We start from the raw sequence: 24,348 nt of genomic DNA on the forward strand, positions 1-24,348 counted from the left end.
GGCGCGGCGTCATTCCTGGGGGAGCGCCACCTCGGCCGTTTCAAACCATGCCGATACGCGGTGGGCGACGCTGTGGGCGTCGATGGCGACAATGCAGGGGCAGCGCGCGGCAGGGCCGCGATGTTGCACGCGGCGCTCGCCGTGGCATTTGATGTCGCTGTAAATGATGGAAGCCGATCGGCCGACCGGATGCCAGCGCTCGATGTCGACCTTGCGTGATTGAAACAGGCCCAGCGTGTGGATGCCGAGCGCCGCCGCCAGGTGCAGCGGTCCGGTGCTGCCGGCGACCAGACCGTCGCATTCGGCCATGAAGCTCATGAATTGCGCCAGCGAGAGCTTGCCCACCAGATTGGTCACGTTGGCATCCTGCGCGTGGCGCCGGATTAAGGGCAGCAAGGTGGCGCGGTCGTCGGGCGTGCCGCAGATGAACCATTGAAAGCGCGCCGCGCTCAAACTGCGTATCAGCTCCGAGTACGATTCGAGCGGCCATTGATGCGCCCTGGCCGTAATCAGGGTCGGACTTAAAATAATGGTGCGGCGTCCGCCCGCGAAATCGCGGGGATGGCCGGCCGGCTCGCCGCTGCGCAGCTTGGGCGGCGTCAGATGGCGCAGTTCCCGGATCGCGCGCAAATCGTCGGCGCGTATGCCGAAAGGCATCAGGTACTGCAAGTCGATGAGCCGCTTGTTCAGGCCGGAAAGCGAAGTCGACAGGACGACGAAACGGGTCGCGAACCAGAGGTTGTGCAGGCTGAACAGCGATCCTATGCGCACCGGAATGTGGGCCTGGCGGGCGGCCCGGGCCAAGGCCCGCGATTTGCTGACCTTGATGAAGATATCGATGTTCAGCGATTTCAGCAGTTCCAGCAGCTCGGCGCCGGACGCCGGTTCGCCATAGACTTCATCGACATCGCTGCAATGGCGGGCGATGTCGACGGTGCTGCGGTTGGTCAGCAAGATGATGGTGCACGAGGGGAATTTCTTCTTGAGCGCCGCCGCCATCGGCAGGCTGATGAGCAAATCGCCCAGCTGGGTGGTTTTGGCGATCACGACGCGCTTCCCGGTGGCGTCGATGGGCTGGCCGCTGCCGAAGAGATTGTTGATGAAATTCATCGCTGACGTTCCGGTGGACGGAGTGGGGTCGCCTGCGGCCACGCAATGCGCGTGGTCGAAGCCGGGTCGTCCTATTTTAGCGCCCGGCGCCGCGCTTGACGCGTCTTTTCATGCTGATGGGCATAACTTTTATCGGGCCGCCCGAAGCCGGGGGCGGGCCTATCGTTTTATTCCGTGATGGCGAACAATTCCAGCCGAAGTTCCGTGAGGGTGCTGGGCGCGAAAATGGTGATCGCCCGGGCCTTCATCGCCGCTTCGTAAAGTGCGCCCTGGTTTTTGATCGAAAAATAGTGGGTGTCGGGCCGGACCGGCACTTCCATCGGCACCTGGGCCAGATGGACCAGCTGCAAACCGGACAAGGCCAGGCGGACCAGATTGACGATGTCGTGGGGCGAGGCGATTTTCAATTGGCGCGGCGCTTCCGCGACCAGATTCAGCGCCGGCATATTGGCGCCGACCGCGAGGTAGAAAACGGCCTTTCCCTCGGTGAGCTTGCTGTCGAGCTGTCCCATGAAGTATTGAGTCCGCGGGTCCCTGGCGAGGGGAATCGTCACGTACTTCGACGACGCGACGATGTCGAGCAGTTCGCCGATGATGGCGCTGAGCGTATCAAATCCATGGCCGGGCTTCTCGTGGTTGTAGTCGGGCAAATCGGTCACCGCATATTTACGTGAAAACGTCATCAGGCCGCCGGCGAGGGTGGTCATTTTCTCGAACAAGTCCACCGGGTGACAGTGTTTCAATTTCGCGCAGTGGGTCAGCGCCGCGTTGGCGGTGTTGATGGTGCTGAGCATCCAGAACGAGGACGCGTCATCGCCGCGCGCTTCGACGGCGCTGCCCCTGGGCTGACGCTGGAGGCGGGACAGCGTCTCGACCTTGGTGGACAGTTTGCCGAGCAGGGTGCGCAACATCAGTTGCATGGCCGGGTCGGCATGGACCGACAGGCTGGGCGCCATGAACGTCGGGTCGATTTCGAAGTTGCCGTCCACCGTGCGGCGCACCCTGGCCACGGGGAGGCAGTCGTGGGCCTCGCGTGTGTCGGATTCCGCCAGCAGGCGCAGGGTTTTCTTCATGTAAGACACGTTGATGTTGAGCCCGTCGGTGTACAGGTCGGGCACCAGGGCGTCGACCGGCGCATAGCGCATGTCGTCGCGCGCGCCTTCCGCGCTGGCCAGATTGCCGCCATGGGCCTTCAGCACCGGCAGCGCCGCGTAAAAGACGACGCTGTGTGCCTCGTCCGGCAGCTTGCTCAGGTCCACGGCGGCGGGCAGGTCGTCGCAATCCGGCGCCTGATAGACTTCGCCGTCCTCGAAAATGAGGGTCAGGGCGAGTGCCGACAGCGATTTGCCGGGCACGCCTGCGATATTCCACTGGGCCAGCTGGACGCCCCAGGCAAAGGGATGGACGGCCGAGGCGATATGTCGCAGCCGGGCTTCATGATAACGGTCCGACTGCTGGAAATGCTGCGCCTCCAGATTGAGGCCTTCGGCCCACAATACTTTTAATAATCGGCTCATCGCGTTCTCCGGTTGCCTCGCTCGTCGGAGGAGTGTGATGCCGCGCCTGCGGAAATCATTGATTTTGCGCATGAAAATGATCTGTTCCCGCCATGGCGCTTTGTCGCCGATGTCCCGCCGCCGCCGCCCGGCTTGTGCCAGCTCAACACCCCGCCCTGGGGCAGCTTGGATACTGGCACACTCGCGCTCGGCTTGTGCCGATGGCGGTTGAGGAGTGAACGATGGAAAATCTGCTGCCTTATTTCGAGCGTGAGCTGGTGTACTTCAACCGTCTCAGGCGTGAATTTTATGAGCGCCATCCAAAGTTGGGCGACAAGCTGATGCTGGGCGAAGACAGCTATCCCGACCCGCATGTCGGCCAGCTGATACAGTCGTCGGCCTTGCTGTGCGCGCGGGTGGCGAAGCGGCTCGACGACAGCTATCCGGAATTCACCGGGGCGCTGTTTTCGGCGCTGTTTCCGCACTATCTGAGGCCGATGCCGGCCACGTCGATGGTGCGTGCCGCCGCTCCCTCGATGTCGTCGACGGGAGAGTCGCAGCTGCTCGTCATCGCGCGCGGCACCGAGATGGACTCGGCCGTCGTTGAAGGCGTGCGCTGCCGTTTCAAAACCGCCTACGACATCGTGCTCAGCGCCGTGGAGCTGGCCGCCGCCCGCTTCGACGCGGTGATACGCTCGCCGGCCGGCGTGACGCTGCCGCCCTCGGTCGGCTCCTCGCTCAGCATCGTCATCGACGGCGCCGCGCCGGCCGAGCTCAAGGCCCTGCGCGTGTTCATCGATGGCGAACCGTCGTTTTGCGCGGCCCTGCGCGACGCGCTGTTCATGCGCACCGTCGGCGCCTACGTCGAGGCCGAACCCGGCCGCTGGACGGCGTTGCCGGCCGTGCCGCTCAAGACCGTGGGCTTCGCCGAGGACGAGGCCCTGCTGCCCATGGATGCCTGCTCGCACATGTCCTACCGGATACTCAGCGAATATTTTACTTTCCCGGAAAAATTCAATTTCTTCGATATCGACGTGGCGGCCTTGCGCCCGTGTTTGCCGGCGGGATGCCGGCGTTTCACGCTGCATCTGGCGTTGGCGGGGCTGCGGCCCGATGCCCCCGCCGCGCGCATGCTGGCCAGCCTGTCGGAAAGCAATCTCCTGTTGGGATGCAGCCCGGTGGTCAACCTGTTCCAGCGGCCCGGCCAGCCGATATCCGTGACGCAGCTGACGGCCGACTACGGCGTGACGGCGGACGCCTCCAACAGGCGGGCCTTCGAGGTGTATTCGATCGACTCGGTCACGATGGTGCGCCGGCGCGGGCAACAGGACGTCGTGACGGAATTCCGGCCCTTTTATTCGCTGCGCCACGGCGAGGACGCGACGAAGCAGGGCCATTACTGGATGGCGCGCAACGACCCCACGCTGGAAGCCATCAGCCCCGGCCATGAAAAGCGCATCACCCTGGTGGACGGCGACTTCAATCCCATGGAAATCCAGAAGACCGGCCTGTCGATCGAGCTGACCTGCACCAACCGGGACTTGCCGAGCACATTGAAGTGCGGCCGGACCGAAGGCGCTTTGATTCCGCTGCGCGACGCCGACAGCTACGCGGTGCGCCTGCTGCGCCGGCCGACCAAAACCTATCGCTTCAGCTCGGAGCAGGGCATGCACTGGCGCCTCATTTCCCATCTGACGCTGAACCACCGCGCGCTGTCCCAGGGCGGCCTGCCGGCGTTCCGGGAAATGCTGGCTCTGTATGACTTGCCGCAGTCGCCGGTTTCACAGCGGCAGCGGGAAGGCATCGTCGGCCTGGCACAGGCCGAAACCGTGAACTGGATGAAACTCAAGCATGGCGCCTCGCTGGTCCACGGCACGGAAGTACGGATGACGCTCGACGAGGATGCTTACGCCGGCAGCGGCATGCTGTTGTTCGTCGAAGTCATCGACCAGTTCCTCGGCCTGTATGTGCAGGTGAACAACTTCATCGAATTGGTCGTGCTGTCGCAACAAACCGGGAAGGAATTGATCCGATGCAAGCCAAGAAGCGGTTACCTGAAGTTAGTGTAATCCAGGGCCTGATCGACGGGCCGGAGCGATTCCAGTTCGTCCAGGCCGTGCGCATCCTGCTGCGCTGGCTGGCGCAGAACGGCGTGCCGCAGGAGCACGCACTCGCCCACGTGCTGCGGTTTCGCAACAGCCTGTCGCTGAACTTTCCGGCGAGCGAAATCGAGGCGCTGGCGACCTGGCCGTCGGCGTGCGTCACGGACACCGACCTGATGCGCGCCTTGCGGGAATCGCCGGGGACGCAAATCGCCTTGACGCCCACTTTTCTGGGCTTGCTGGGCGTCAACGGCACGCTGCCCTTGCATAAAACCGGACGCGTCGCCATGGCCGAACAATGGGACGGCGACACCAGCGCCCGCGCCTTTATCGACCTGTTTTCGCATCGCATGGTCGGCATGTTCTTCCAGGCATGGGGGAAATACCGCCTGGAACACCAGTTCGACCTGGGGGGCAAGGATGGCCAATGGCAACTGCTGACGGCACTGGTCGGTGTCCATGGCGGCGCAGGGCCGGCCGCCGGAAGACGGTTGAGCGACCACGTTGCGGCTTATTACGCCGCGCTGCTACGCACCCGTCCGGTGTCGGCGAGCACCGTATCGCGCGTGCTGACGGACCACTTTGGCGTGCCGATAGAGCTGGAGCCTTTCGTCGAGGCGTGGGACCACATTCCCGACAATAAACGCAGCAAGCTGGGCGGCAAAGTCTCCAGGCTAGGCCACGGCGCGACGCTGGGCGGGCGCTTGCGGCGCTGGGATATCCGCACGCGCCTGAATATCGGGCCTGTCGACAAGGCGGACTTCGAGCGTTTCCTGCCGCGCAGCGTGGCCGCCGTGGCGCTGGCGGAGATGGTGTCGCTGTTCGGCCTGCCCAACCTGGAGTTCGAGGTGCGGCTCATTCTGAAACCGTCCTGCCTCAAGCCGCTGACCTTGACGAACGCCCCCGGCGCCGCGCGGCGCCTGGGCTGGGATGCCTTCCTGCCGCGGCAAGACGGCACGGTATCGAGGAACCCGGTCGGTTATCTGCTGCCTCTGGCAGCTGGCCTGAATGATCCGGGTAACTGAACACTGACGACGCCGAATCGCCAAGAGTCGACGTTCTCGGCCTCGAACGCAGCGTGAACGCCAAATCATGCTAGCGAGGAAATCAAGTGCGCGCCGCACGCGGTCGTATCATTATGATATGCGTAAGAGCGGCCTTGGTGTTTTGCGCCGGCGCCATCGGGCGTAATGGGGAAGCGGCCCTTACATTGGGGACAAAATGTCATATCGTCGGCCAATGCCGCTTCCATGCCCATTACTATGGTTCCCGATGATACGGAAATCACCTGGCCGCCGTGGTCGGTCTTATCTCCGTTGCGTATGACTCCTCGTCCTTCGTGCTTCATAACGTTCTCCTGTTAGTAGTAGCTGAGTTTCGATTTAATCCTTCCATTCGCGCACTATCTGAGCCAAGTCATCCCTCGTCATTTTTCTAGCCTTCAAAATATCAACAAGATCGTCTTTTGAAATTGGCGTGGTTGCTATCAGCTTTGAAAGCTGTTCAGGTTGAATGGTGTCTGCCCATATTGGGTAAACTAAATTGATTTTATCTGATACTACGGTTTTTGATTTAAATTCACCTTTAATATTGATGTAAGCAATATAAGTCGTATGGCCCTCGGGAAAATCATGATATTTATAAAGCGCTGTCCCGGAAGGTAGTATATGAAAATCTTCTGATTTTCCTTCTGACCTCAAAAGTAAAGGCTCGAGCGTTTTTACGTATGTTGTCTTTTCCATTTTTAAAATCCCATATTTTTGCATGACGATGCCAAGAAAAAATGCAGTTATAAAAACTAAACTATAGATAAAAATTTTTATTTTCATTTTATTGGTAAATGGTGATTTTTTTACTCTTTAGATCTATAGTTTCAAGCATAACTTTTAGATCCGCTGGCAAGAATGTATAATTCGGCCACGATTTTGCTAAAATTAGTGTTTTTTCCATAATTGATAATCCTCGACCTTCTTGATATTTTTTCCAATCTTTATCAATCGTTGGGATTGCAATTTTTGCTCCAGTTAGACTTAAAGTTGTACAGTTTTACTCAATTGCATCGTAATCTTCAATTTGAAACTCTTCGAAATATTGATTTTTCGTTATTTCTTTTTTATTTTCAATTTTGTTGTTGTAATATTTATTTATTTCATTTGCCTTTTTCTCAGTAATTTCATACAAGAATCCAGTAGTCACTCTTTTGTAAGAAATTTCTTTTCTTATGTATGCTTGAAAATTTTCCCATATGTATAAAATCCCCTCGCCTTTGGAACTTCCCATACCCCAAGTGCCACGATATCTGCCGTAGTCATAAATCCTATCGTCTACTGAAGTTGTTACCCGTAACGCGGTATGGCCATAGGTATGGCCTGAGTAGGGGCCGCCCACAAGTATTTCAATTGATGCCATTCGAATCTGGATGTTGGTACGCTGGTTGGTGCCAATTTGTACACCACGCTTTGCTTGAGCAACGGGAACGCTGAGGTCAGTCATAGCGCTACCTCCACCGTGCAGCCAAGATCCGGGAATTCAACCGTACATTGTCCCCGTTTGATTTGAGTCACGCGGGCGATTCCTTGGGAATTAACTAGTCCTGCATGTTGCTTACCTCCGGGATCTGAAAGTATAAATTTTTGGCCGACCAGTGGCTTGTTTCCATCGGTTAAGCAAAATTCAACCCATGCTTCTTCGTTCAATAAGCTATCGATCTCTAGGCGATGGTCTGCTTCAATCGGACCCTGCGGCCGATTCTGCGGCGCCAGCGTCTCCAAATTGCCATGAAACAGTGTCGGCATAGAGGTGAAGAACTGCACCTTGTCGCTGATCTCCAGCATGCAATTAGCGCCGTGCAGCCGCACGCCTTTGCGGCCACGGATGTCGACCCAATCGGTCTCGCTGATGAGACTGAGCACCTTGTTGGCGATCGCTTCGATCTCATCCGACTGCGCGGCGATGGTGACCTTGCCGGAAGCCGCGACCAGCTTCATGCCGGCCTTGTGCACGAACACGCGCAAAGCCTCGCCGATGCTGGCGAAAAAGCCGTCGCCGGTGGCGACCGACAGGCTGCGTCCGGTGGTCAGCGCAGTGTGTTCGTCGCTGGCGATGTGCGTCGATTGCGCTGTCGTCGTCGCGATGCCGGCCGGGCTGGCCAGCACCAGATGCGGCGCCGACAGTTCCGGAAAGTCGCCGCCTTGCCCCCTGATCGCGTCGTTTTGCGCCTTGAGCACGGCAGCCACCGCGCCCTGCTGGTCGGACGATTCCAGTGCGCCATGCTGGCGCGCCATCTCGGCGCGCGACTGGTGCTGCCCGCCGGCCGCAGTCAGGCGCTGCGCCGTCTCGTCCATGCTGGTGACGGTTGAGGCGGCGTTCGGACGCGCCTCCGTCGTCAGCAATAATCCCCGCGCCGCGCGCGCCACGCCGTGCCCGTCGGTGCGCAACTCGAAGCCTTGGCCGCGCGCGTCCTGGCGCCCGACGCGGTCTTCGACGCGGGTGATGTAGCCCAGCGACAGCAAGCTGTGCTGGTGGTCGCTGCCCAGCTGGGCTTGCAGCTGGCCGGCCGTGTCGTCGAGCACCAGGCGGTTGCTGCGCCGGCCGCCGAGTTCCCGGCTGAGCCAGCCCGACAGGGCCAGCTGGCCGGGCAAATCCCACGGCGGCATATTGTGGGCGTTGGCGACGGCGTTGATGATGAGGGGATGGTCGATATTCCCATTCATGAACATCACGACCACTTCCTGGCCGATGCGGGGGATGCCGCTCAAGCCGAAATGGCATCCCGCCACCGACGTCGCCACCCGGATCCAGCTCGAGCCGTCGCCGTTGGACTGGCCGAGCCGGTCCCAGTGGAATTGCACGCGCACGCGGCGCAGGCTGTCGGTGTAAATGTCCTGGCCGGGCGGCCCGACGACGATGGCCGTCAGCACCGGCGGGCAGGGGCAGGGATGGCTGTTGTGATGGCGGCCCGGCCGCCAGCGCACGGTCTGGCGGATGCAGACGAGTTCGTTGTCGTAGTGCGAGGGGGCGCCGGCTTTGGCCCCGGCCTTGGCCTGGTAATTGTTGCTGGCGGTGTGGGTCACCGACAGGATCAGGTAAAGGCGGTCGCCGATGGCGGGCGGCGTTTCCTCGTCCGGCGCCGCGATTCTGGGATCAGCGCTGAAGTGGCCGTCGAGCTCGAAAACCCGTCCCGGCTGGGCCGTGCGGTCGTTGCCGCCGGCCTCGAAATATTGCGCCAGCTGGTCGTGCTCGGCCATGCGCAGCGCGGCGAGCCGCTCGCCGTCGACGCCGTCGCGGTAGCCGTAGGACCCGGTGTCCTCATACCATTCGTAGGATTCGACGTCGCCCTGCCGGTTGAGGGAGTTCGCCTCGCAATGCCGTGGGACGGGGCGTTTGTAGTTGAAGCTGGCCAGGGCCATGCTGCCGGCGCCGAGCCGGCGCACGGCCCGCCACTGGCGCAGGCCGTCGCCCTCGGCCGAGCCGGTCGGGCCGCGAAAAGCCATGTGGCCGGGGGCGCGGCCGTAGCCGCCGGTGGCGTCGGTCGGCTCGGCCTGGCGGCTGTCGTCGGACAGCCACAGGGTGTGGCCGTCGGCGCGGTGTTCGTACCAGTAGTGGAGGCCGCGCGCTTCCCAGCGCCGGTGCAGGTGGTTGTAGTCGGTTTCGTTGTATTGGTTGGCGCAGCTGAGCTGGGGGTCGTCGTCCGGCGCCGATAGCGAGGTCTTCCAGTCGTGCTGCCGGTAGTGCAGCAAGGTCGAGTCGGTGATCTGCAACACGCTGCGGCCGTGAAAGGACACGCAATCCTGGTGCAGCCGGGTGTACGCCAGCCAGGGACTGAGCACCATGGCGTAGTGGGCGAAGCCGCCGTCGGCGCGCAGGAAGCAAAATTGGCTGACGTAGCCGTTGAAGTAGCGCAGCGAGCCGTCCTCGCGCACCAGCGAGATGGTCACCATCTTGGCCATCATGGCCTTGAGCGGAATGCGGGCGTCGTCGGACAGGACGTCGACGTCGAAGCGGAAGTCGCGCGACACTTCCTCGTGGGCCTTGAGGCTGTTGACCAGCATGATGCTGTCGGGGCCGTCGTCGTGTGGGAACGCCATGCGCAGCAGGCGGTTGCTCTGCGTGTCGAGGCCCAGCGCCGAGAACGCCGCCTCCAACGGATCGACTGCCCGGAATCGTCCCATGCCGTGCCCTTTCGTTGCGCCGCCCATGCGGGTCGGGCAACTATAGGGACTGTGCGGGCGCAGCGTGTTGAGTCGGGTCAAGTTGCCTTAACCTTGATCGCGGTGGTGGGTTGATGCGATACGGTGCCGCCGTGCGATGGTTCAGCCCAAACCCATGGTGAACACCACTCGCGCCTGGCCTTGATCGGTCCAGTGTTCCGCCACCTGAGCCAGCGGGATGACGTTGGTGGCGATCTCCAGTCCGGCGGGGACGGCGTCTTGCAGCAGTTGCTGCATCGTGTGCAGGATGCGCGGCAGGCTTATGCTGCCCATGCCGCTGCCCTTGAGCTCGATGGACGAGGAACGCAGCGCCGCGCTCGGCAGCGTGATGTCCGGGCCGCTGATGGCGCCGATCTGGATGAAGCGCAGCGGCACCGCGTCCGGCGTGGCACGGGTCGCGGCCGCCAGCAACTGCTCGGCGCTGGCGCCCCACAGATAATCGAGCACGACGTCGATGCCGTCGCGGAACTGCGATTGCAAGGCGTGCTCCAGCGCCGCCGCGTCCTGCGCCAGATTGATCGTCACGTCGGCGCCGACCGCGTGCAGCGATTGCAGCGCTTGCGCATTGCGTCCGGTGGCGATGACCTTGCCGGCGCCCAGATATTTCGCGATCTGCACGGCGAGCCGACCCGAGCTGCCGGTGGCGCCGTTAATCAATACGGTTTCTCCCGCCACCAGCCGGGCGCGCTCCATCAGCGCGGCCCACGATGACATGCCGGGAATCGCAATCGCCGCCGCCATTACGTCACCGAGTTCCGGCGGCAGCGCGATGCAGTGCGCCTTCCTGACCAGGCAGACCTCGGCCATGCCGCCGAACGGCGCTTCCGGCAGGAAGAAATAGACGCGGGTTCCATCGTCGAGCACGCCCGTGCCGTCGACGCCGGGCACGAAGGGCAGGCCGCCCGATGCGCTGTAGTGTTTGCCCGAGGCCCGGCTTTTGGTGACGTGGCTGAGCGCCGACGCCGCCACCGTCACGCGCGCCATGCCGTCGGCGACGCCGCCCGGTGCGGCGAAGTCGCCATACACCGGCGTCGCGCCGGCTGCTTGAACGAGGGCTGCTTTCATGGCGGATCTCCTGGATGGGGCGGGTGGAGCAAGGGTTTATGGCCGGCGCCGCCAACTTCCTGCGGCGATACGGGGTACAACCATGCCGATATCATTGTACTGGTTTCAGGAAGCGAGAATCGCGCGGCGATGGGCGGAGCGCGAACGTCGATAAGCCGGTTCAAGCCTGCCGCCAGCGCCGTGAGGGCGGCTTCATTACCGGGCCAACGCTGTCCGGATTCGGACAGCATTGGCCGCAGCCGGGCAGCCGCGCATTGCGCGCAACCCGATTATTCCCCGGGAATAATTTCCAGTGCATTGATTATTAAAGGTTTTGTTAAAATCGTATCGCTGGCATGGCGCTTGCAATAAGCAACTCAATATTATTCATCGAGCAAGCCATGGACCAGCCCATCAGCCGTCGCAGCATCAGCCGGCGCCAGCGCCACACCGTCATCGTCATCGCCGCCGTGCTGGCGAGCGCGTGCGCGGCCGCGTGGGGCATCAACCGCGCCGTCACGCCCAGCGTCGAGGCCGGCTCCATGCTGGTGTCGGAAGTGCGCCTGAGCGCCATCGCCAATACCGTCAGCGCGTCCGGCATCGTGATTCCGGTGCATGAAGAGCTGGTGTCGAGCGCCATCGTGACGCGGGTCGCGAAAGTGCGCGCGCGCGCCGGGCAGCCGGTGGCGGCCGGCGAGCTGTTGCTGGAACTGGACGACGGCGCCGTCCGGCTGGCCATCGACGCCATCAAGGAGCAGCTGGCGCAGCAGGACAACCGCGTCACGTCGCTGACGCTGGAGCTCGATCAAAAACGCCGGCAGCTCGGCAGCGGCATCGAGTTGCTGGAACTCGATCTGGAGGCGACCCGCGTGCGCCTGGGCCGCCTTCAGACGCTGCGCAAAAGCGGCGCCGTGTCCGGCGAGGATTTGATGACGGCCGAGCTGAACGTCAAGCGCAACGAAATCCAGCTGCGCCAGCAGCACGAGCAGATCGCCGACAGCCGCCGCGTCACCCAGAGCGCCATCGACGGCGCGCGCCTGCAGCATGCGATTTTGCTCAAGCAATTGCAGCAGCAGGAACAGTTGCTGGCGCAGACGCGGGTGCGGGCGCCGTTCGCCGGCATGCTGACGTGGCTGCTGGCCGACGAGGGCGCCAGCGTCAATGTCGGCCAGCTGGTGGCCAAGGTGTCGGAGCTGGATAATTTCAAGGTCGAGGCCTCGCTGTCGGATTTCCACGCGCGCGCGCTCAGTCCGGGTCTGGCCGTGCGCGTCGAGCAGGGCGGCCAGGTGCTGGCCGGCCGCGTGCAGACGGTGCTGCCGGAAATCCAGGACGGCACCGTCAAGCTGCTGGTGACGCTGGACCAGCCCCACCATCCGATGTTGCGCAACAAGCTGAGGGTGGACGTCAACATCGTCACCGAGCAGCGGAGCGGCGTGCTGGTGGCCGACGGCGGCCCGGCCATCAACGGCCGCGGCCGCCAGGCGCTGTTCGTGCTGCGCGACGGCGCCGCCCGCAAGACCATGATCGAGGTCGGCGCCGGCGATGGCAAGGCGGTCGAAATCGTGTCCGGCGCCAAGGCCGGCGACCGCATCATCGTGTCCGACCTCAGCCGCTACAAGGAACTCGATTCCATCCGCATCGTCCAATAAACGATTTATATCATTTATATCAAAGAGAGCGCCATGATACGACTGCACAACGTCAGCAAAACCTATCAAACCGACAAAGTGGAAACGCTGGCCCTGCGCGGCATCGACCTGCGTGTGCGGGAGGCCGAATTCGTCTGCATCATGGGCCCCAGCGGCTGCGGCAAGAGCACGCTGCTCAACCTGATCGGCCTGCTCGACCAGCCGGGCAGCGGCGCCATCCACGTCGGCGGCGCGGCCGTCGCGTCCTACCGCGACAAGCACGTGGCGCAGTTGCGCAACGCCACCTTCGGCTTCATCTTCCAGAGCTTCCACCTGATTAACGATCTGCGCGTGATCGACAACGTCGAGCTGCCGCTGTTGTACCGCTCGCTGCCGGCCGGCGAGCGGCGGGCCATGGCGCGCGCGGCGCTGGAGAAGGTGGGCCTGGGCGCGCGCATGGACCATTATCCCAACCAGCTGTCGGGCGGCCAGCAGCAGCGCGTGGCGATCGCGCGCGCCATCGTCGGCCGGCCGCGCGTGTTGCTGGCCGATGAGCCGACCGGCAATCTCGACAGTAAAATGGGCGGCGAGATCATGGACTTGCTGCTGGACCTGAACCGGGAGGGCACGACCGTCGTCATGGTCACCCACGACGAGCGCGCCGCGCAGCGCGTGAACCGCATCGTGCGCGTGTTCGACGGCCAGCTGGTCGCCTGAGGAGGCCGCATGTTCCGACACTATCTGCTGACCGCGTACAAGGTCTTCCTGCGGCGCAAGCTGTTCACCGCCATCAACCTGCTGTGCATCGTGCTGACGCTGGTGATTCTGATGGTCGTCACGGCGCTGCTGGAGAACGCTTTCTATCCGACCGGCGTCGAGGGTAAAAGCCCGCGCATGTTGCAGGTGATGACGATCGAAGCGTACACGCCAGACGGCAATGACTTCATGCGCAACCCGCTCGGCTACAAGACCATCGCCCAATATCTGAAGCCGCTGAAGTCTGCCGAGAGGGTGTCGGCGGTGACGATACCGGAGACGGTGTCGGTGTATCAGCAGGGCCGGGTCAGCGAGCTGTTGATGCGCCACGCCGACGCCGACTACTGGCGGATACTCGATTTCACCCTGCTGGCCGGCCGTCTGCCGACGCCCGACGATGACGCGCAGGGGCGCTTGGTGGCCGTGGTTAACGCCGCCACCGCCGCCAGGTTGTTGCCTGGCCTGGCGCTGGCGCGCGTCGTCGGCCAGAGAGTCAATGTCGGCGGCCAGCTGTTCCAGATCATCGGCGTGGTTGGCAACGCGCTGCAGGTGAACGCCTATGCCGATATCTGGGCGCCGATTTCCAGCCTGCCGTCGACCGCTTACCAGTCGCGCATGACAGGCAATTTCACGGCGCTGCTGCTGGCCCGCAGCGCGGCCGACCTGCCGCGCCTGAAGCGCGAGGTCGAGCGGGTCGCCGGCACCGTGCAATATCCCGATCCGCGCGAGTGGCCGACCGTGCGCATGTGGGCCGATAGCAAGCTCGACCTTTTCGCCCGCATGATCTTGCAGCGTGAGGGGCGCGACGGCGGCGGCGCCATCCTGCTGGCCGGGGTCGCCGGGCTGATGCTGCTGTTCATGCTGCTGCCGGCGCTCAATCTCGTCAACCTGAACATGGGCCGCATCCTCGAGCGCAGCACCGAGATCGGCGTGCGCAAGGCCTTCGGTGCCACCAGCGTGCAGCTGGTCGGCCAGCTGGTGCTGGAAAATGTGCTGTTGTGCCTGGCCGGCGGCGCGCTCGGCCTGCTGTGCGCCAAGGGCGCGCTGCTGTGGCTGGAGGGCTCGGGCTTGATTCCTTATCTGCACGTGGAGCTGGACCTGGTCGTGTTCGGCTGCGGCCTGCTGATGACCGTGGTGTTCGGTTTGATGTCGGGCGTGATCCCGGCCTGGAAAATGTCGCGCCTGGACCCGGTCCACGCGCTGAAAGGAGGCGCATGATGTTGCACCATCTGCTAAAACTGATCTGGAAGCGCAAGACGCGCAACCTGATGCTGTCACTGGAAATCCTGCTGGCCTTCGTCATCGTGTTCGCCATCGCCGCCTTCGCCACCTACTATCACCGCCTGTATCAGCTGCCGGTGGGATTCCAGTATCAGGCCATGTGGTCGGTGACGATAGAAACCCGGGGCAACGGCGCGCTCAAGAGCGATCCGCAAATCTACGACAAGATCAGGCGCGGTTTGCTGGCGCTGCCGGAAGTAGAGCAGGTAGGCTTCGCCAGTTTCCCGGTCTACGAAATGTCGTCGATAACGAGCAAATTCACGCTGCCCGACGGCAGCCGCCCCCTCGTCAGCTCGGAGCTGGAAGTGTCGGACGATTTCTTCGCCGCCGCCGGCATGACGCTGGTGGCGGGCAACTGGTTCTCCGCCGCCGACGATGGGGCCGCCGCCACGCCGGTCGTCATCAACCGCAGCCTGGCCGCCCACCTGTTCCCCGACGGCGATCCGGTCGGCCGCCGGTTCAGCGAAAAAGCGCATGAGGGAAAGGCTACGCACCTGTACAAGGTCAGCGGTGTGGTCGACGAATTCCGCAACCAGGGCGAGTACATGGCGCCGGTTAACTTCATGTTGAAGCGCTTCGTGCCGCAAGCCGTGGACTACGGCCTGAACGCCATCGTGCTCAAGGTGAAGCCCGGCACGCCGCGCGCCTTCGAGAGCACGCTGAACCGCCAGCTCAAGCAGGTCCACGGCGACTGGAGCTATACCATCTCGCCGGTGGCGGACCTGCGCAGCGCGATGCTGCGGCTGCAATTGATACCGCTGCTGATAATGTCGGTGATCGCCGCCTTCCTGCTGCTGATGGTCGGCTTCGGCCTGTTCGGCGTGCTGTGGCAGCACACCACGCAGCGCATCCCGGAGCTCGGTCTGCGGCGCGCCATCGGCGCCAGCGCGGTCGACATCTACCGCCAGATCGTGGCCGAGCAACTGCTGCTGAGTACGCTCGCCATGGTGGTCGCGCTGGCGCTGCTGGTGCAGCTGCCGCTGACGGGCGCGCTGTCCGGCATGCTGAGCTGGTCCGTGTTCGGCACCGCGACGGCACTGTCGATGAGCGTGATCTATCTGCTATCCTTGCTTTGTTCGCTCTACCCGGGCTGGCGCGCCGCGCGCCTCAGCCCGACGCAGGCGCTGCACTATGAATGAGCGGGCATGAACGCACTCACGGACTCAAGGAATCTACGTCGCACGATGGAATCACAACGCAAGCCCCGCATCCTCATCGTCGACGACGACAGCGCCGTGCAAATCTCGCTGGCCCTGCTGCTCAAGCAAGCCGGATTCGACGCGCTGTGCGCCGACGATCCCAAACAAGCCTTGTCGCTGCTGGTCCACGAGACGGTCGACCTGGTGCTACAGGATATGAATTTTTCCCTGCAGACCAGCGGCGAGGAGGGGCTGGCGCTGCTGGCCCGCATCCGCGCCGCGCGTCCCGCGTTGCCGGTGCTGCTGATGACGGCCTGGGGCTCGATCGCGCTGGCGGTCAAGGGTGTGCAGAGCGGCGCCGCCAACTTTTTCACCAAGCCGTGGGACAACGCGCAGCTGCTCGAACTCATCAAGGCCACGCTGGTGCTGCGGCCGGCGCCGGAGGCTGCGGCCTCGGCTGCGCCGTCTAGCCCGTCGAGGCTGGCGCTGGACGCGCAGTTCGATTTCGCCGCCATCGTCGGCGAGCACCCGCAGTTGCTGCGCGTGCTCGCCACGATAGGCCAGGTCGCCGCCACCAAGGCGCCGGTGCTGATCCTCGGCGAAAGCGGCAGCGGCAAGGAGTTGATCGCCGACGCCATCCACCGCAACAGCCCGCGCGCCGGCCGCGACTGCGTCAAGATCAATATGGGGGCGATCACGCCGTCGCTGTTTGAAAGCGAAATGTTCGGCCACGTGCGCGGCGCCTTCACGGACGCCAAGGCCGACCGCAAGGGCCACGTCGCCAGCGCGCACCAGGGCACCTTGTTTTTGGACGAGATCGGGGAACTTCATCGCGCCGACCAGGTCAAACTGTTACGCGTGCTGCAAGATCAGCGCTACCAGCCGGTGGGCGCCAGCCGCAGCGAGCAGGCCGACGTGCGCGTGGTGTCGGCCACCAACCGCGAACTGGCCGAGCTGGTCGCGGCCGGCGAATTCCGCGAGGATTTGTTTTACCGCTTGAACCTCATCACGATACGCCTGCCGCCCTTGCGCGAGCGGCGCAGCGACATCGCGCTGCTGGCGCGCCACATCATCGCCGAGGTGGCGGCCGGTTATGGACTGGGCGAGGTGCAGCTGACGCCGCAGGCTTTGGAGTGGCTGACGGCGCAGCCGTGGCCGGGCAATATCCGTCAGCTCAAGCAGACGCTTGAGCGCACGCTGCTGCTGGTCGGCAAGCCGCAGCTGGGGCAGGGCGATTTCATCGCCGCGCAGCAGCAACAGGAGGGCAGTGGCGTACAGCGGCTGGGCGTCGACGGCATGACGCTGGAGCAGGTCGAACGCCACATGATCGCAAGGGCGCTGGATCAGCATCAGGGCAATATCTCGCGCGTCGCCAAGGCGCTGGGACTGAGCCGCACGGCGCTGTACCGGCGGCTGGACCGTCACGGCCTCGCATCGGTGGCGGCGGGCGAGGGCGCGTCATGAGTTTGCGTCAGCGCCTGACCGCCTATCTGCTGGCGCTGCACGGCTTGTTTTTCGTGTTCACGGTGGCGCTGTACCGTTCGCAGCCGTGGTTGTTCGTGACGCTGGAAGTGTTGTTGCTGGCCAGCCTGGCCGGCGGCTTCCATTTGATGCGGCGCGCGCTGGAACCGCTGGGCTACACGCAGCGGTTTCACGACCTGCTGCAAGACCAGAATTACGCCGCGCGGCTGAAAATGAGCGATGGCGCCGAGCTCGAGCAGCTGGTCCAGCAATTCAACGCCATGCTGGGCGCGCTGTACCACGAGCGCATACGGCTGGGCGAGCAGCAGGGCTTTCTCGACCGCCTGCTGGAAGCGACGCCGAGCGCGGTGGTGGTGTTCGACTTCGACGGCAACGTCAGCCTGTTGAACGCCAGCGCCTTGACGCTGCTGGGTCTGGCCGAGGCCAAGGGCCGGCCGCTGTCTGCCTGGCTCGATGGCGGCGGCCCGTGGAGCGCGGCGCTGACCGGGCCGGCACGCGCGCGCAGCGTCAACCTGATCGTGCAGCTCGACGCGCTGCCGCTGGGCGAGAGCCGGCTGCTGGGCGACCCGGACGGACGCCGCTATCGCGCCCAGCGCGGCCACTTCTTCGACCGTGGTTTCGCGCGCCATTTTTTATTTGTCGAGGAGTTGACGGAGGAACTGGCCAGCTCGGAAAAGGAGACCTACGAGAAACTGGTGCGGGTGCTGGCGCACGAGGTCAACAACACGGTCGCGGCGACCGGCTCGGTGCTCGATTCGCTGCTGTATTACAGCGGCCAGCTGACCGAGCGCGACAGCGTCGATTTCAGCACCGCCGTGGTCGCCGTGCGGCGCCGCAACGCCAGCCTGGGCCAGTTCATCGAGCGCTTCACCCGCGTCGTCAAGATGCCGGCGCCGGAACCGCGGCCGACGGCCGTGCGCGCGCTGCTCGACGATATCGTCAGCCTGTACGGCGAACAGTGCCGCGGCCGCGCCATCGATCTCGGCTGGCTGCAATGCGACGACATCGCGCCGCAACTGCTGGACCAGCCGCTGATGGAGCAGGCGCTGCTCAACATCGTCAAGAACGCGATGGAAGCGGTCGACGCGGCGATACGCGACGGCGCGTGCGCGGACGGCTATATCCGGCTGGCGCTGGTGCGCGAGGACGCCGCCGTGCGCCTGTCGGTGATCGATTCCGGCGACCGCCTGGGCGACGTGCCGCCGCATCAATTGTTCGCGCCCTTCTTCACCACCAAGAAAGGCGGGCAGGGCATAGGCCTGCTGTTCGTGCGCGAAGTGCTGAGCCGCCACGGCTTTCCCTATCGCCTGACCGCCAGCGGCGACGGCGAAACGCGCTTCGACATCTGGCTGCCGTAGCCCGCTTGAACTTTTTAGCAAACTGGGCGGGACGATATTCGCTGCCCCTCTGATATGGCGCACACTCGCCGTACTGGCCGGGTCTACGCTGATTTATCGCGCGGCGGTCCGGCCAGGCTCAGTGCGCATCGGTCGGCGTTGACTTGACGCTGGCGAACTTGAAGACCAGAGTGTGCGATATATGGATAAAAATGTTCGATGTGGTGAGGCACGATGGGACGGTAAATATGAATTTGCAATTTGATATCGCGCGGCGGTTTGAAGAAGATCTTGAGCGCTTGAGTCCGCGGGACAGGGAGCGCGTCGCCACCAGTATTGATCGGCATGCGGCGGTTTTTGATGCGGGAAGCCTGGGGGCGATGCGGCGGATTTATCAGCCGCAAAAAATCTTGTTGCCGGAGGGCCTACAGTCCAGCCTGTTCGTTTTGCGGGTCAGCGAGGAAGTCCGTGTGATATTGACGATAGAAGAAGATCCTCTGTTCGATCGAAAAGTAATCACCTTGTTGCGCGTGGTGAGGCGGGATCAAGTTGATCGGAGCTATCTCGCTGTTTCTGAATCTTGGCGACGGCGTCTTGCATTTGAAAGACTTGATTCCCGGCGCGCAGCACGACCGCGTTTTCGATGTCATTAAATCAAAAAAAGACCGGTGCACCAATTGATGACGCTGTTGGAGGTGAACGGCTAAAGACGGGCGCCTTACTTGTCCTGGTCGAGCAGCGCCTGGATTTCCGCGCGCTCTTTCTTGCTGACGTGGCCGCCGCGCAGCGCGGCCAGCACCAGCGCCTTGCCGGAGCCCGAAAAAGCCTTGTGGATCAATTCCTTGATGAGGCTAGTTTGCAGCGCGTCCTGCTCCTGCGCCGGCGCGTAGACGTGGGCGCGCGCGCTTTCGTCGCGCGTCAGCCAGCCCTTGGTGTGCATCACTTGCAGCAGGCGCAGCACGGTGGCGTAGTTCATGTCGGGCCGCGCCGCCTGCGCCGCCTGGTGCACCTGCCTGGCCGTGGCCGGACCGCTCTGCCACAGCAGGCGCAGCATTTCCAGTTCGGAGGGCGTCGGTTTGGTCGGGGCGGGGCTGGTCATGGCGGCGATCTGGAACGGGGTGGCACTTAGAATAAAATATCTAGACCCGCTTGTCCAGTCCCGCCATGGCGGCACGGCGGGCTGGCGCGGCGGCGCGGCAATACCACCGCGAGCCACCGCCAGCCACCGCGAGCGGCCGCGCTTCGTTGGCGAGCTGCCAATATTGCGGCCGATTTGGGCGCCGCGCCCGCCGCGGCCGGACGAAAAGCCATTTATTCTCGCCGAATTTAATCGCATAAATCATTGTTGCGATACAATACCGATGCTATTCTGAATGGCCGTTTTTACAGTATCGATGGAAAACAAAGCCCTTCCCCACAACTTGATGTGCAATCCGCTAACCGGTCAGGCCGTGTCGCGGAAGGTTAGATTAACCCGCTAATCTCGCGAAGCGCGAAGAAAGGTGAGCAATATGATGCAACAATTTACGTCCAACTCCTACCTGTTTGGTGGGAACGCTCCGTACGTCGAAGACCTGTACGAGGCGTATCTCAACAACCCGGGTTCCGTGCCAGATAACTGGCGCGCGTATTTCGACGCCATGCAACACGTGCCGGCCGTCGATGGCTCCAACAAACCCGACGTCGCCCACGCCTCCGTGATCGCCTCCTTCGCCGAACGCGCGAAAGCCGGCCCGATCCGCACCGTGACCGCCTCGGCCGACGCCGAAATGGGCCGCAAGCGCGTCGCCGTGACCCAGCTGATCGCCGCCTATCGCTACCTCGGCACCCATTGGGCCAACCTCGATCCGCTGCAGCGCCAGGAACGTCCTTCGCTGCCCGAGCTCGAGCCGAGCTTCTACGGCTTCACCGATGCCGACATGGACATCGTCTTCAATATCAGCAACACCTATTTCGGACCAGAGACCGCGACCCTGCGCGACCTGATCAACTTCCTGCGCGACACCTACACCCGCTCCATCGGCGCCGAGTTCATGTACGTGTCCGATCCGGCCGAAAAGCGCTGGCTGCAGGAAAAACTGGAATCGATCCGTTCGACCCCGAGCTTCACGCCCGAGAAAAAAATCCACATCCTCGACCGCCTAACCGCGGCCGAAGGCCTGGAACGCTATCTGCACACCCGCTATGTCGGCCAGAAGCGCTTCTCGCTCGAAGGCGGCGAAACCTTCATCGCCTCGCTCGATGAGACCATCCAGCGCGCCGGCGAAAAAGGCGTGCAGGAAATCGTCATCGGCATGGCCCACCGCGGCCGTTTGAACGTGCTGGTCAACACGCTGGGCAAGACCCCGCAAGATTTGTTCGAAGAATTCGAAGGCAAGCACGGCGACGACCTGCCGGCCGGCGACGTCAAATACCACCAGGGTTTCTCGTCCGACATCTCCACCGCGGGCGGCCCGGTCCACCTGTCGCTGGCGTTCAACCCCTCGCACCTGGAAATCGTCAACCCGGTCGTCGAGGGTTCCGTCAAGGCCCGCATGGACCGCCGCGGCGACAAGGAGGGCGCGCAAGTGCTGCCTATCCTGGTCCACGGCGACGCCGCTTTCGCCGGCCAGGGCGTGGTGATGGAAACGCTGAACCTGGCGCAGACCCGCGGCTACGGCACGGGCGGCACGGTGCACATCGTCATCAACAACCAGATCGGCTTCACCACCTCCGACCCGCGCGACGCGCGTTCGACGCTGTACTGCTCGGACGTGGTCAAGATGATCGAAGCGCCGGTGCTGCACATCAACGCCGACGATCCGGAAGCGGTCGTGCTGGCGACGCAGATCGCGCTCGACTACCGCATGGAATTCAAGAAGGACATCGTCCTCGACATCATCTGCTACCGCAAGCTCGGCCACAACGAGCAAGACACGCCGGCGCTGACGCAGCCGCTGATGTACAAGAAGATCGGCCAGCATCCCGGCACCCGCAAGCTGTACGCGGACAAGCTGGCGGCGCAAGGCGTGATCGCGGCCGACGGCGGCGAGAAAATGATCGCGGCCTTCCGCGACGCCATGGACGCCGGCAAGCACACGGTCGACCCGGTCATCTCCAACTTCAAGAACAAGTACGCGGTCGACTGGCTGCCGTTCCTGAACCGCAAGTGGACCGACAGCGCCGACACGGCCGTGCCGATGACGGAACTGAAGCGCCTGGCCACCCGCATCACGACGGTGCCGGAAAACTTCAAGGTCCACTCGCTGGTCGAAAAAGTCCTGGGCGACCGCGCCACCATGGGCCGCGGCGAAATGAACCTGGACTGGGGCATGGGCGAACACCTGGCCTACGCCTCGCTGGTGTCGTCCGGCTACGCCATCCGCCTGACCGGCCAGGATGCCGGCCGCGGCACTTTCGTGCACCGCCACGCCGTGCTGCACGACCAGAACCGTGAAAAGTGGGATGCCGGTTCCTACGTGCCGCTGGAAAACGTCTCCGACACGCAGGCGCCGTTCACCGTCATTGACTCCGTGCTGTCCGAGGAGGCCGTGCTGGCCTTCGAATACGGCTACGCCAGCGCCGAACCGAACACGCTGACGATCTGGGAAGCCCAGTTCGGCGACTTCGCCAACGGCGCCCAAGTGGTCATCGACCAGTTCATCAGCTCCGGCGAAGTGAAGTGGGGCCGCGCCTGCGGCCTGGTGATGATGCTGCCGCACGGCTACGAAGGCCAGGGGCCCGAGCACTCGTCGGCCCGTCCGGAACGCTTCCTGCAACTGTGCGCGGACAACAATATGCAAGTCGTGCAGCCGACGTCCGCGTCGCAGATCTTCCACTTGCTGCGTCGCCAGATGGTGCGTCAGTTCCGCAAGCCGCTGGTCATCCTGACGCCGAAGTCGCTGCTGCGCAACAAGGACGCCGGCTCGCCGCTGACCGACCTGGCCAAGGGCGCCTTCCACACCGTCATCGGTGAAGTCGATGAAAAAATCGATGCCAAGAAGGTCAAGCGCGTGGTGGCCTGCTCCGGCAAGGTCTACTACGATCTGGTCAACGCCCGCAAGACGCGCGGCCAGACCGACACGGCCATCATCCGTGTCGAGCAGCTGTACCCGTTCCCGCACAAGTCGTTCGCCGCCGAGCTGAAAAAGTTCCCCAACCTGGCCGAAGTGGTCTGGGCCCAGGACGAGCCGCAGAACCAGGGTCCGTGGTTCCAGATCCAGCACAACATCTTCGAGAGCATGGAAGCGGGCCAGCGCCTGGCGTATGCCGGTCGTCCCGCCTCGGCGTCGCCTGCCGTCGGTTACTACGACAAGCACTACGCGCAGCAGAAGGAATTGCTGGAAACGGCGTTCTCCAAGCTCAAGGGCTTCATCCTCACCAAATAATCATGGAGCGCCGCGCCGCCCGGCACTGAGCCGGGCGGCAGCGGCGCCGCGCACACAAACAAAAACGGAGTTTTACAATGGCACAAATCGAAGTAAAGGTTCCCCAATTGTCGGAATCGGTCGCAGAAGCAACCATGCTGACGTGGCATAAAAAGGTCGGCGAAAGCGTCGCCCGCGACGAAAACCTGATCGACATCGAAACCGATAAAGTGGTGCTGGAACTGCCGGCGCCGGCCGCCGGCGTGATCGTCCAGATCATCAAGGGCGACGGCACCACCGTCGTCGCCGGTGAAGTCATCGCCATCATCGATACCGATGGTTCGGCCAAGGTGAGCCCGATGGAAGTGTCGGCCGTACCTGCCGCCGCCGCCGCGCCCGCCGCCGCCGCCGCTGCCGCCAGCACCGGCGGCAGCAAGGGCGACATCGCCATGCCGGCCGCCGCCAAGATCCTGTCCGAAGCCGGCCTGAGCGCCGGCCAGGTCGACGGTTCCGGCAAGGATGGCCGCGTCACCAAGGGCGACGCCCTGGCCGCCGCCGCCAAGCCGGCCGTCGTCGCCGTCGCGCCGTTGGCGCCCGCCGCCGCCAAGCCGGCACTGCAAGCGATCGCCGCCCCGGCCGCCGCCAGCCTGGGCGAGCGTCCGGAAGAGCGCGTGCCGATGAGCCGCCTGCGCGCCCGCATCGCCGAGCGCCTGGTGCAGTCGCAGTCGACCAACGCCATCCTGACCACGTTCAATGAAGTGAACATGCAGCCGGTGATCGACCTGCGCAACAAGTACAAGGACAAGTTCGAGAAAGAGCACGGCGTCAAGCTGGGCTTCATGTCCTTCTTCGTCAAGGCCGCCGTCGCCGCGCTGAAGAAATACCCCATCATCAACGCCTCGGTGGACGGCAACGACATCGTCTACCACGGTTACTTCGACATCGGCATCGCCGTCGGTTCGCCGCGCGGCCTGGTCGTGCCCATCATCCGCAACGCCGACCAGCTGTCGATCGCCGACATCGAAAAGAAAATCGGCGAATTCGGCGCCAAGGCCAAGGACGGCAAGCTGACGCTGGACGACCTGACCGGCGGCACCTTCTCGATCTCGAACGGCGGCACCTTCGGCTCCATGCTGTCGACCCCCATCATCAACCCGCCGCAGTCGGCCATCCTGGGCGTGCATGCGACCAAGGACCGCGCCGTCGTCGAAAACGGCCAGATCGTGGTGCGTCCGATGAACTATCTGGCGATGTCCTACGACCACCGCATCATCGACGGCCGCGAAGCCGTGCTGGGCCTGGTGGCCATGAAGGAGGCGCTGGAAGATCCGGCCCGCCTGCTGCTGGACCTGTAAGGCTAGTCTTGTAAGCTTCGCATCATCACCGGTTCGACCCGGGCAGCCGCCCGGGGTCAGAC

Annotated in this window: 19 protein-coding genes; 11 read left to right on the top strand and 8 right to left on the bottom strand. The window is 63.4% G+C overall.

Annotated elements, in window-relative coordinates:
* Nucleotides 1-9 precede the first annotated feature (9 nt).
* Both Q0S71_RS01275 and tssK read right to left on the bottom strand, forming a co-directional pair.
* Nucleotides 10-1,110 (bottom strand): glycosyltransferase family 9 protein, encoded by a 1,101-nt coding sequence (locus Q0S71_RS01275; RefSeq protein ID WP_295990238.1) that lies wholly within the window; start codon nucleotides 1,108-1,110, stop codon nucleotides 10-12.
* Between the two features lie 167 nt (nucleotides 1,111-1,277).
* Entirely contained in the window at nucleotides 1,278-2,627 is a 1,350-nt protein-coding gene (gene tssK / locus Q0S71_RS01280) for a type VI secretion system baseplate subunit TssK (protein ID WP_295990241.1), read from the bottom strand.
* Nucleotides 2,628-2,848: 221 nt separating this feature from the next.
* On the opposite strand from tssK, the gene tssF reads away from it, so the two are divergent.
* Together tssF and tssG are read left to right on the top strand one after the other, a co-directional pair.
* Nucleotides 2,849-4,675, top strand: coding sequence for a type VI secretion system baseplate subunit TssF (gene tssF, locus Q0S71_RS01285; protein ID WP_295990243.1), 1,827 nt, complete (start codon nucleotides 2,849-2,851; stop codon nucleotides 4,673-4,675).
* Nucleotides 4,639-5,733: a type VI secretion system baseplate subunit TssG gene (tssG, locus tag Q0S71_RS01290; protein ID WP_295990245.1), complete on the top strand. Its 1,095-nt coding sequence runs from the start codon at nucleotides 4,639-4,641 to the stop codon at nucleotides 5,731-5,733. Before tssF ends, tssG begins: the two co-directional genes overlap by 37 nt.
* 65 nt (nucleotides 5,734-5,798) lie before the next feature.
* On the opposite strand, the gene Q0S71_RS01295 is transcribed toward tssG, so the two are convergent.
* From Q0S71_RS01295 to Q0S71_RS01315, 5 genes are all read right to left on the bottom strand, one after another.
* Nucleotides 5,799-6,056 carry a PAAR domain-containing protein gene (locus tag Q0S71_RS01295; protein ID WP_295990247.1) on the bottom strand — a complete coding sequence of 86 codons (258 nt, stop codon included), beginning with the start codon at nucleotides 6,054-6,056 and terminating at the stop codon, nucleotides 5,799-5,801.
* Between the two features lie 34 nt (nucleotides 6,057-6,090).
* The gene (locus Q0S71_RS01300) at nucleotides 6,091-6,450 is read right to left on the bottom strand and encodes a hypothetical protein (protein ID WP_295990249.1); all 360 of its coding nucleotides are present in this window, start codon (nucleotides 6,448-6,450) and stop codon (nucleotides 6,091-6,093) included.
* A 304-nt stretch (nucleotides 6,451-6,754) separates the two neighbouring features.
* Nucleotides 6,755-7,201: a hypothetical protein gene (locus Q0S71_RS01305; RefSeq protein ID WP_295990251.1), complete on the bottom strand. Its 447-nt coding sequence runs from the start codon at nucleotides 7,199-7,201 to the stop codon at nucleotides 6,755-6,757.
* Nucleotides 7,198-9,879: a type VI secretion system Vgr family protein gene (locus Q0S71_RS01310; protein WP_295990253.1), complete on the bottom strand. Its 2,682-nt coding sequence runs from the start codon at nucleotides 9,877-9,879 to the stop codon at nucleotides 7,198-7,200. Before Q0S71_RS01310 ends, Q0S71_RS01305 begins: the two co-directional genes overlap by 4 nt.
* 141 nt (nucleotides 9,880-10,020) lie before the next feature.
* On the bottom strand, nucleotides 10,021-10,983 hold the full coding sequence (locus tag Q0S71_RS01315; protein WP_295990255.1) for a zinc-binding alcohol dehydrogenase family protein: 963 nt from the start codon (nucleotides 10,981-10,983) through the stop codon (nucleotides 10,021-10,023).
* A gap of 380 nt (nucleotides 10,984-11,363) precedes the next feature.
* Between Q0S71_RS01315 and Q0S71_RS01320 the strand changes: the two genes are divergently transcribed.
* The 7 genes from Q0S71_RS01320 (at nucleotide 11,364) to Q0S71_RS01350 (ending at nucleotide 19,238) form a co-directional block, all read left to right on the top strand.
* Nucleotides 11,364-12,611 carry an HlyD family efflux transporter periplasmic adaptor subunit gene (locus tag Q0S71_RS01320; RefSeq protein ID WP_295990257.1) on the top strand — a complete coding sequence of 416 codons (1,248 nt, stop codon included), beginning with the start codon at nucleotides 11,364-11,366 and terminating at the stop codon, nucleotides 12,609-12,611.
* Nucleotides 12,612-12,644: 33 nt separating this feature from the next.
* Nucleotides 12,645-13,307, top strand: a complete 663-nt coding sequence (locus Q0S71_RS01325; protein WP_295990258.1) for an ABC transporter ATP-binding protein — start codon at nucleotides 12,645-12,647, stop codon at nucleotides 13,305-13,307.
* A 9-nt stretch (nucleotides 13,308-13,316) separates the two neighbouring features.
* Nucleotides 13,317-14,564 (top strand): ABC transporter permease, encoded by a 1,248-nt coding sequence (locus Q0S71_RS01330; protein ID WP_295990260.1) that lies wholly within the window; start codon nucleotides 13,317-13,319, stop codon nucleotides 14,562-14,564.
* The gene (locus tag Q0S71_RS01335; RefSeq protein WP_295990262.1) at nucleotides 14,561-15,766 is read left to right on the top strand and encodes an ABC transporter permease; all 1,206 of its coding nucleotides are present in this window, start codon (nucleotides 14,561-14,563) and stop codon (nucleotides 15,764-15,766) included. The genes Q0S71_RS01330 and Q0S71_RS01335 overlap by 4 nt, the downstream gene beginning before the upstream one ends.
* Before the next feature lie 45 nt (nucleotides 15,767-15,811).
* Complete coding sequence (locus Q0S71_RS01340; protein ID WP_295990263.1) at nucleotides 15,812-17,230, top strand: sigma-54 dependent transcriptional regulator; 1,419 nt, start codon at nucleotides 15,812-15,814, stop codon at nucleotides 17,228-17,230.
* Complete coding sequence (locus Q0S71_RS01345; protein WP_295990266.1) at nucleotides 17,227-18,606, top strand: ATP-binding protein; 1,380 nt, start codon at nucleotides 17,227-17,229, stop codon at nucleotides 18,604-18,606. Before Q0S71_RS01340 ends, Q0S71_RS01345 begins: the two co-directional genes overlap by 4 nt.
* A gap of 191 nt (nucleotides 18,607-18,797) precedes the next feature.
* Nucleotides 18,798-19,238: a hypothetical protein gene (locus Q0S71_RS01350; protein ID WP_295990268.1), complete on the top strand. Its 441-nt coding sequence runs from the start codon at nucleotides 18,798-18,800 to the stop codon at nucleotides 19,236-19,238.
* 65 nt (nucleotides 19,239-19,303) lie between these two features.
* Here the strand turns inward: Q0S71_RS01350 and Q0S71_RS01355 are convergent, their stop codons facing one another.
* Nucleotides 19,304-19,684, bottom strand: a complete 381-nt coding sequence (locus Q0S71_RS01355; RefSeq protein ID WP_295990270.1) for a BlaI/MecI/CopY family transcriptional regulator — start codon at nucleotides 19,682-19,684, stop codon at nucleotides 19,304-19,306.
* Between the two features lie 412 nt (nucleotides 19,685-20,096).
* On the opposite strand from Q0S71_RS01355, the gene Q0S71_RS01360 reads away from it, so the two are divergent.
* Nucleotides 20,097-22,952: a 2-oxoglutarate dehydrogenase E1 component gene (locus Q0S71_RS01360; protein ID WP_295990272.1), complete on the top strand. Its 2,856-nt coding sequence runs from the start codon at nucleotides 20,097-20,099 to the stop codon at nucleotides 22,950-22,952.
* Between the two features lie 77 nt (nucleotides 22,953-23,029).
* Nucleotides 23,030-24,286, top strand: coding sequence for a 2-oxoglutarate dehydrogenase complex dihydrolipoyllysine-residue succinyltransferase (odhB, locus tag Q0S71_RS01365; RefSeq protein WP_295990274.1), 1,257 nt, complete (start codon nucleotides 23,030-23,032; stop codon nucleotides 24,284-24,286).
* Nucleotides 24,287-24,348: the final 62 nt, after the last annotated feature.

It is taken from the genome of Rugamonas sp., assembly GCF_025354735.1.
Lineage (GTDB): Bacteria > Pseudomonadota > Gammaproteobacteria > Burkholderiales > Burkholderiaceae_D > Rugamonas.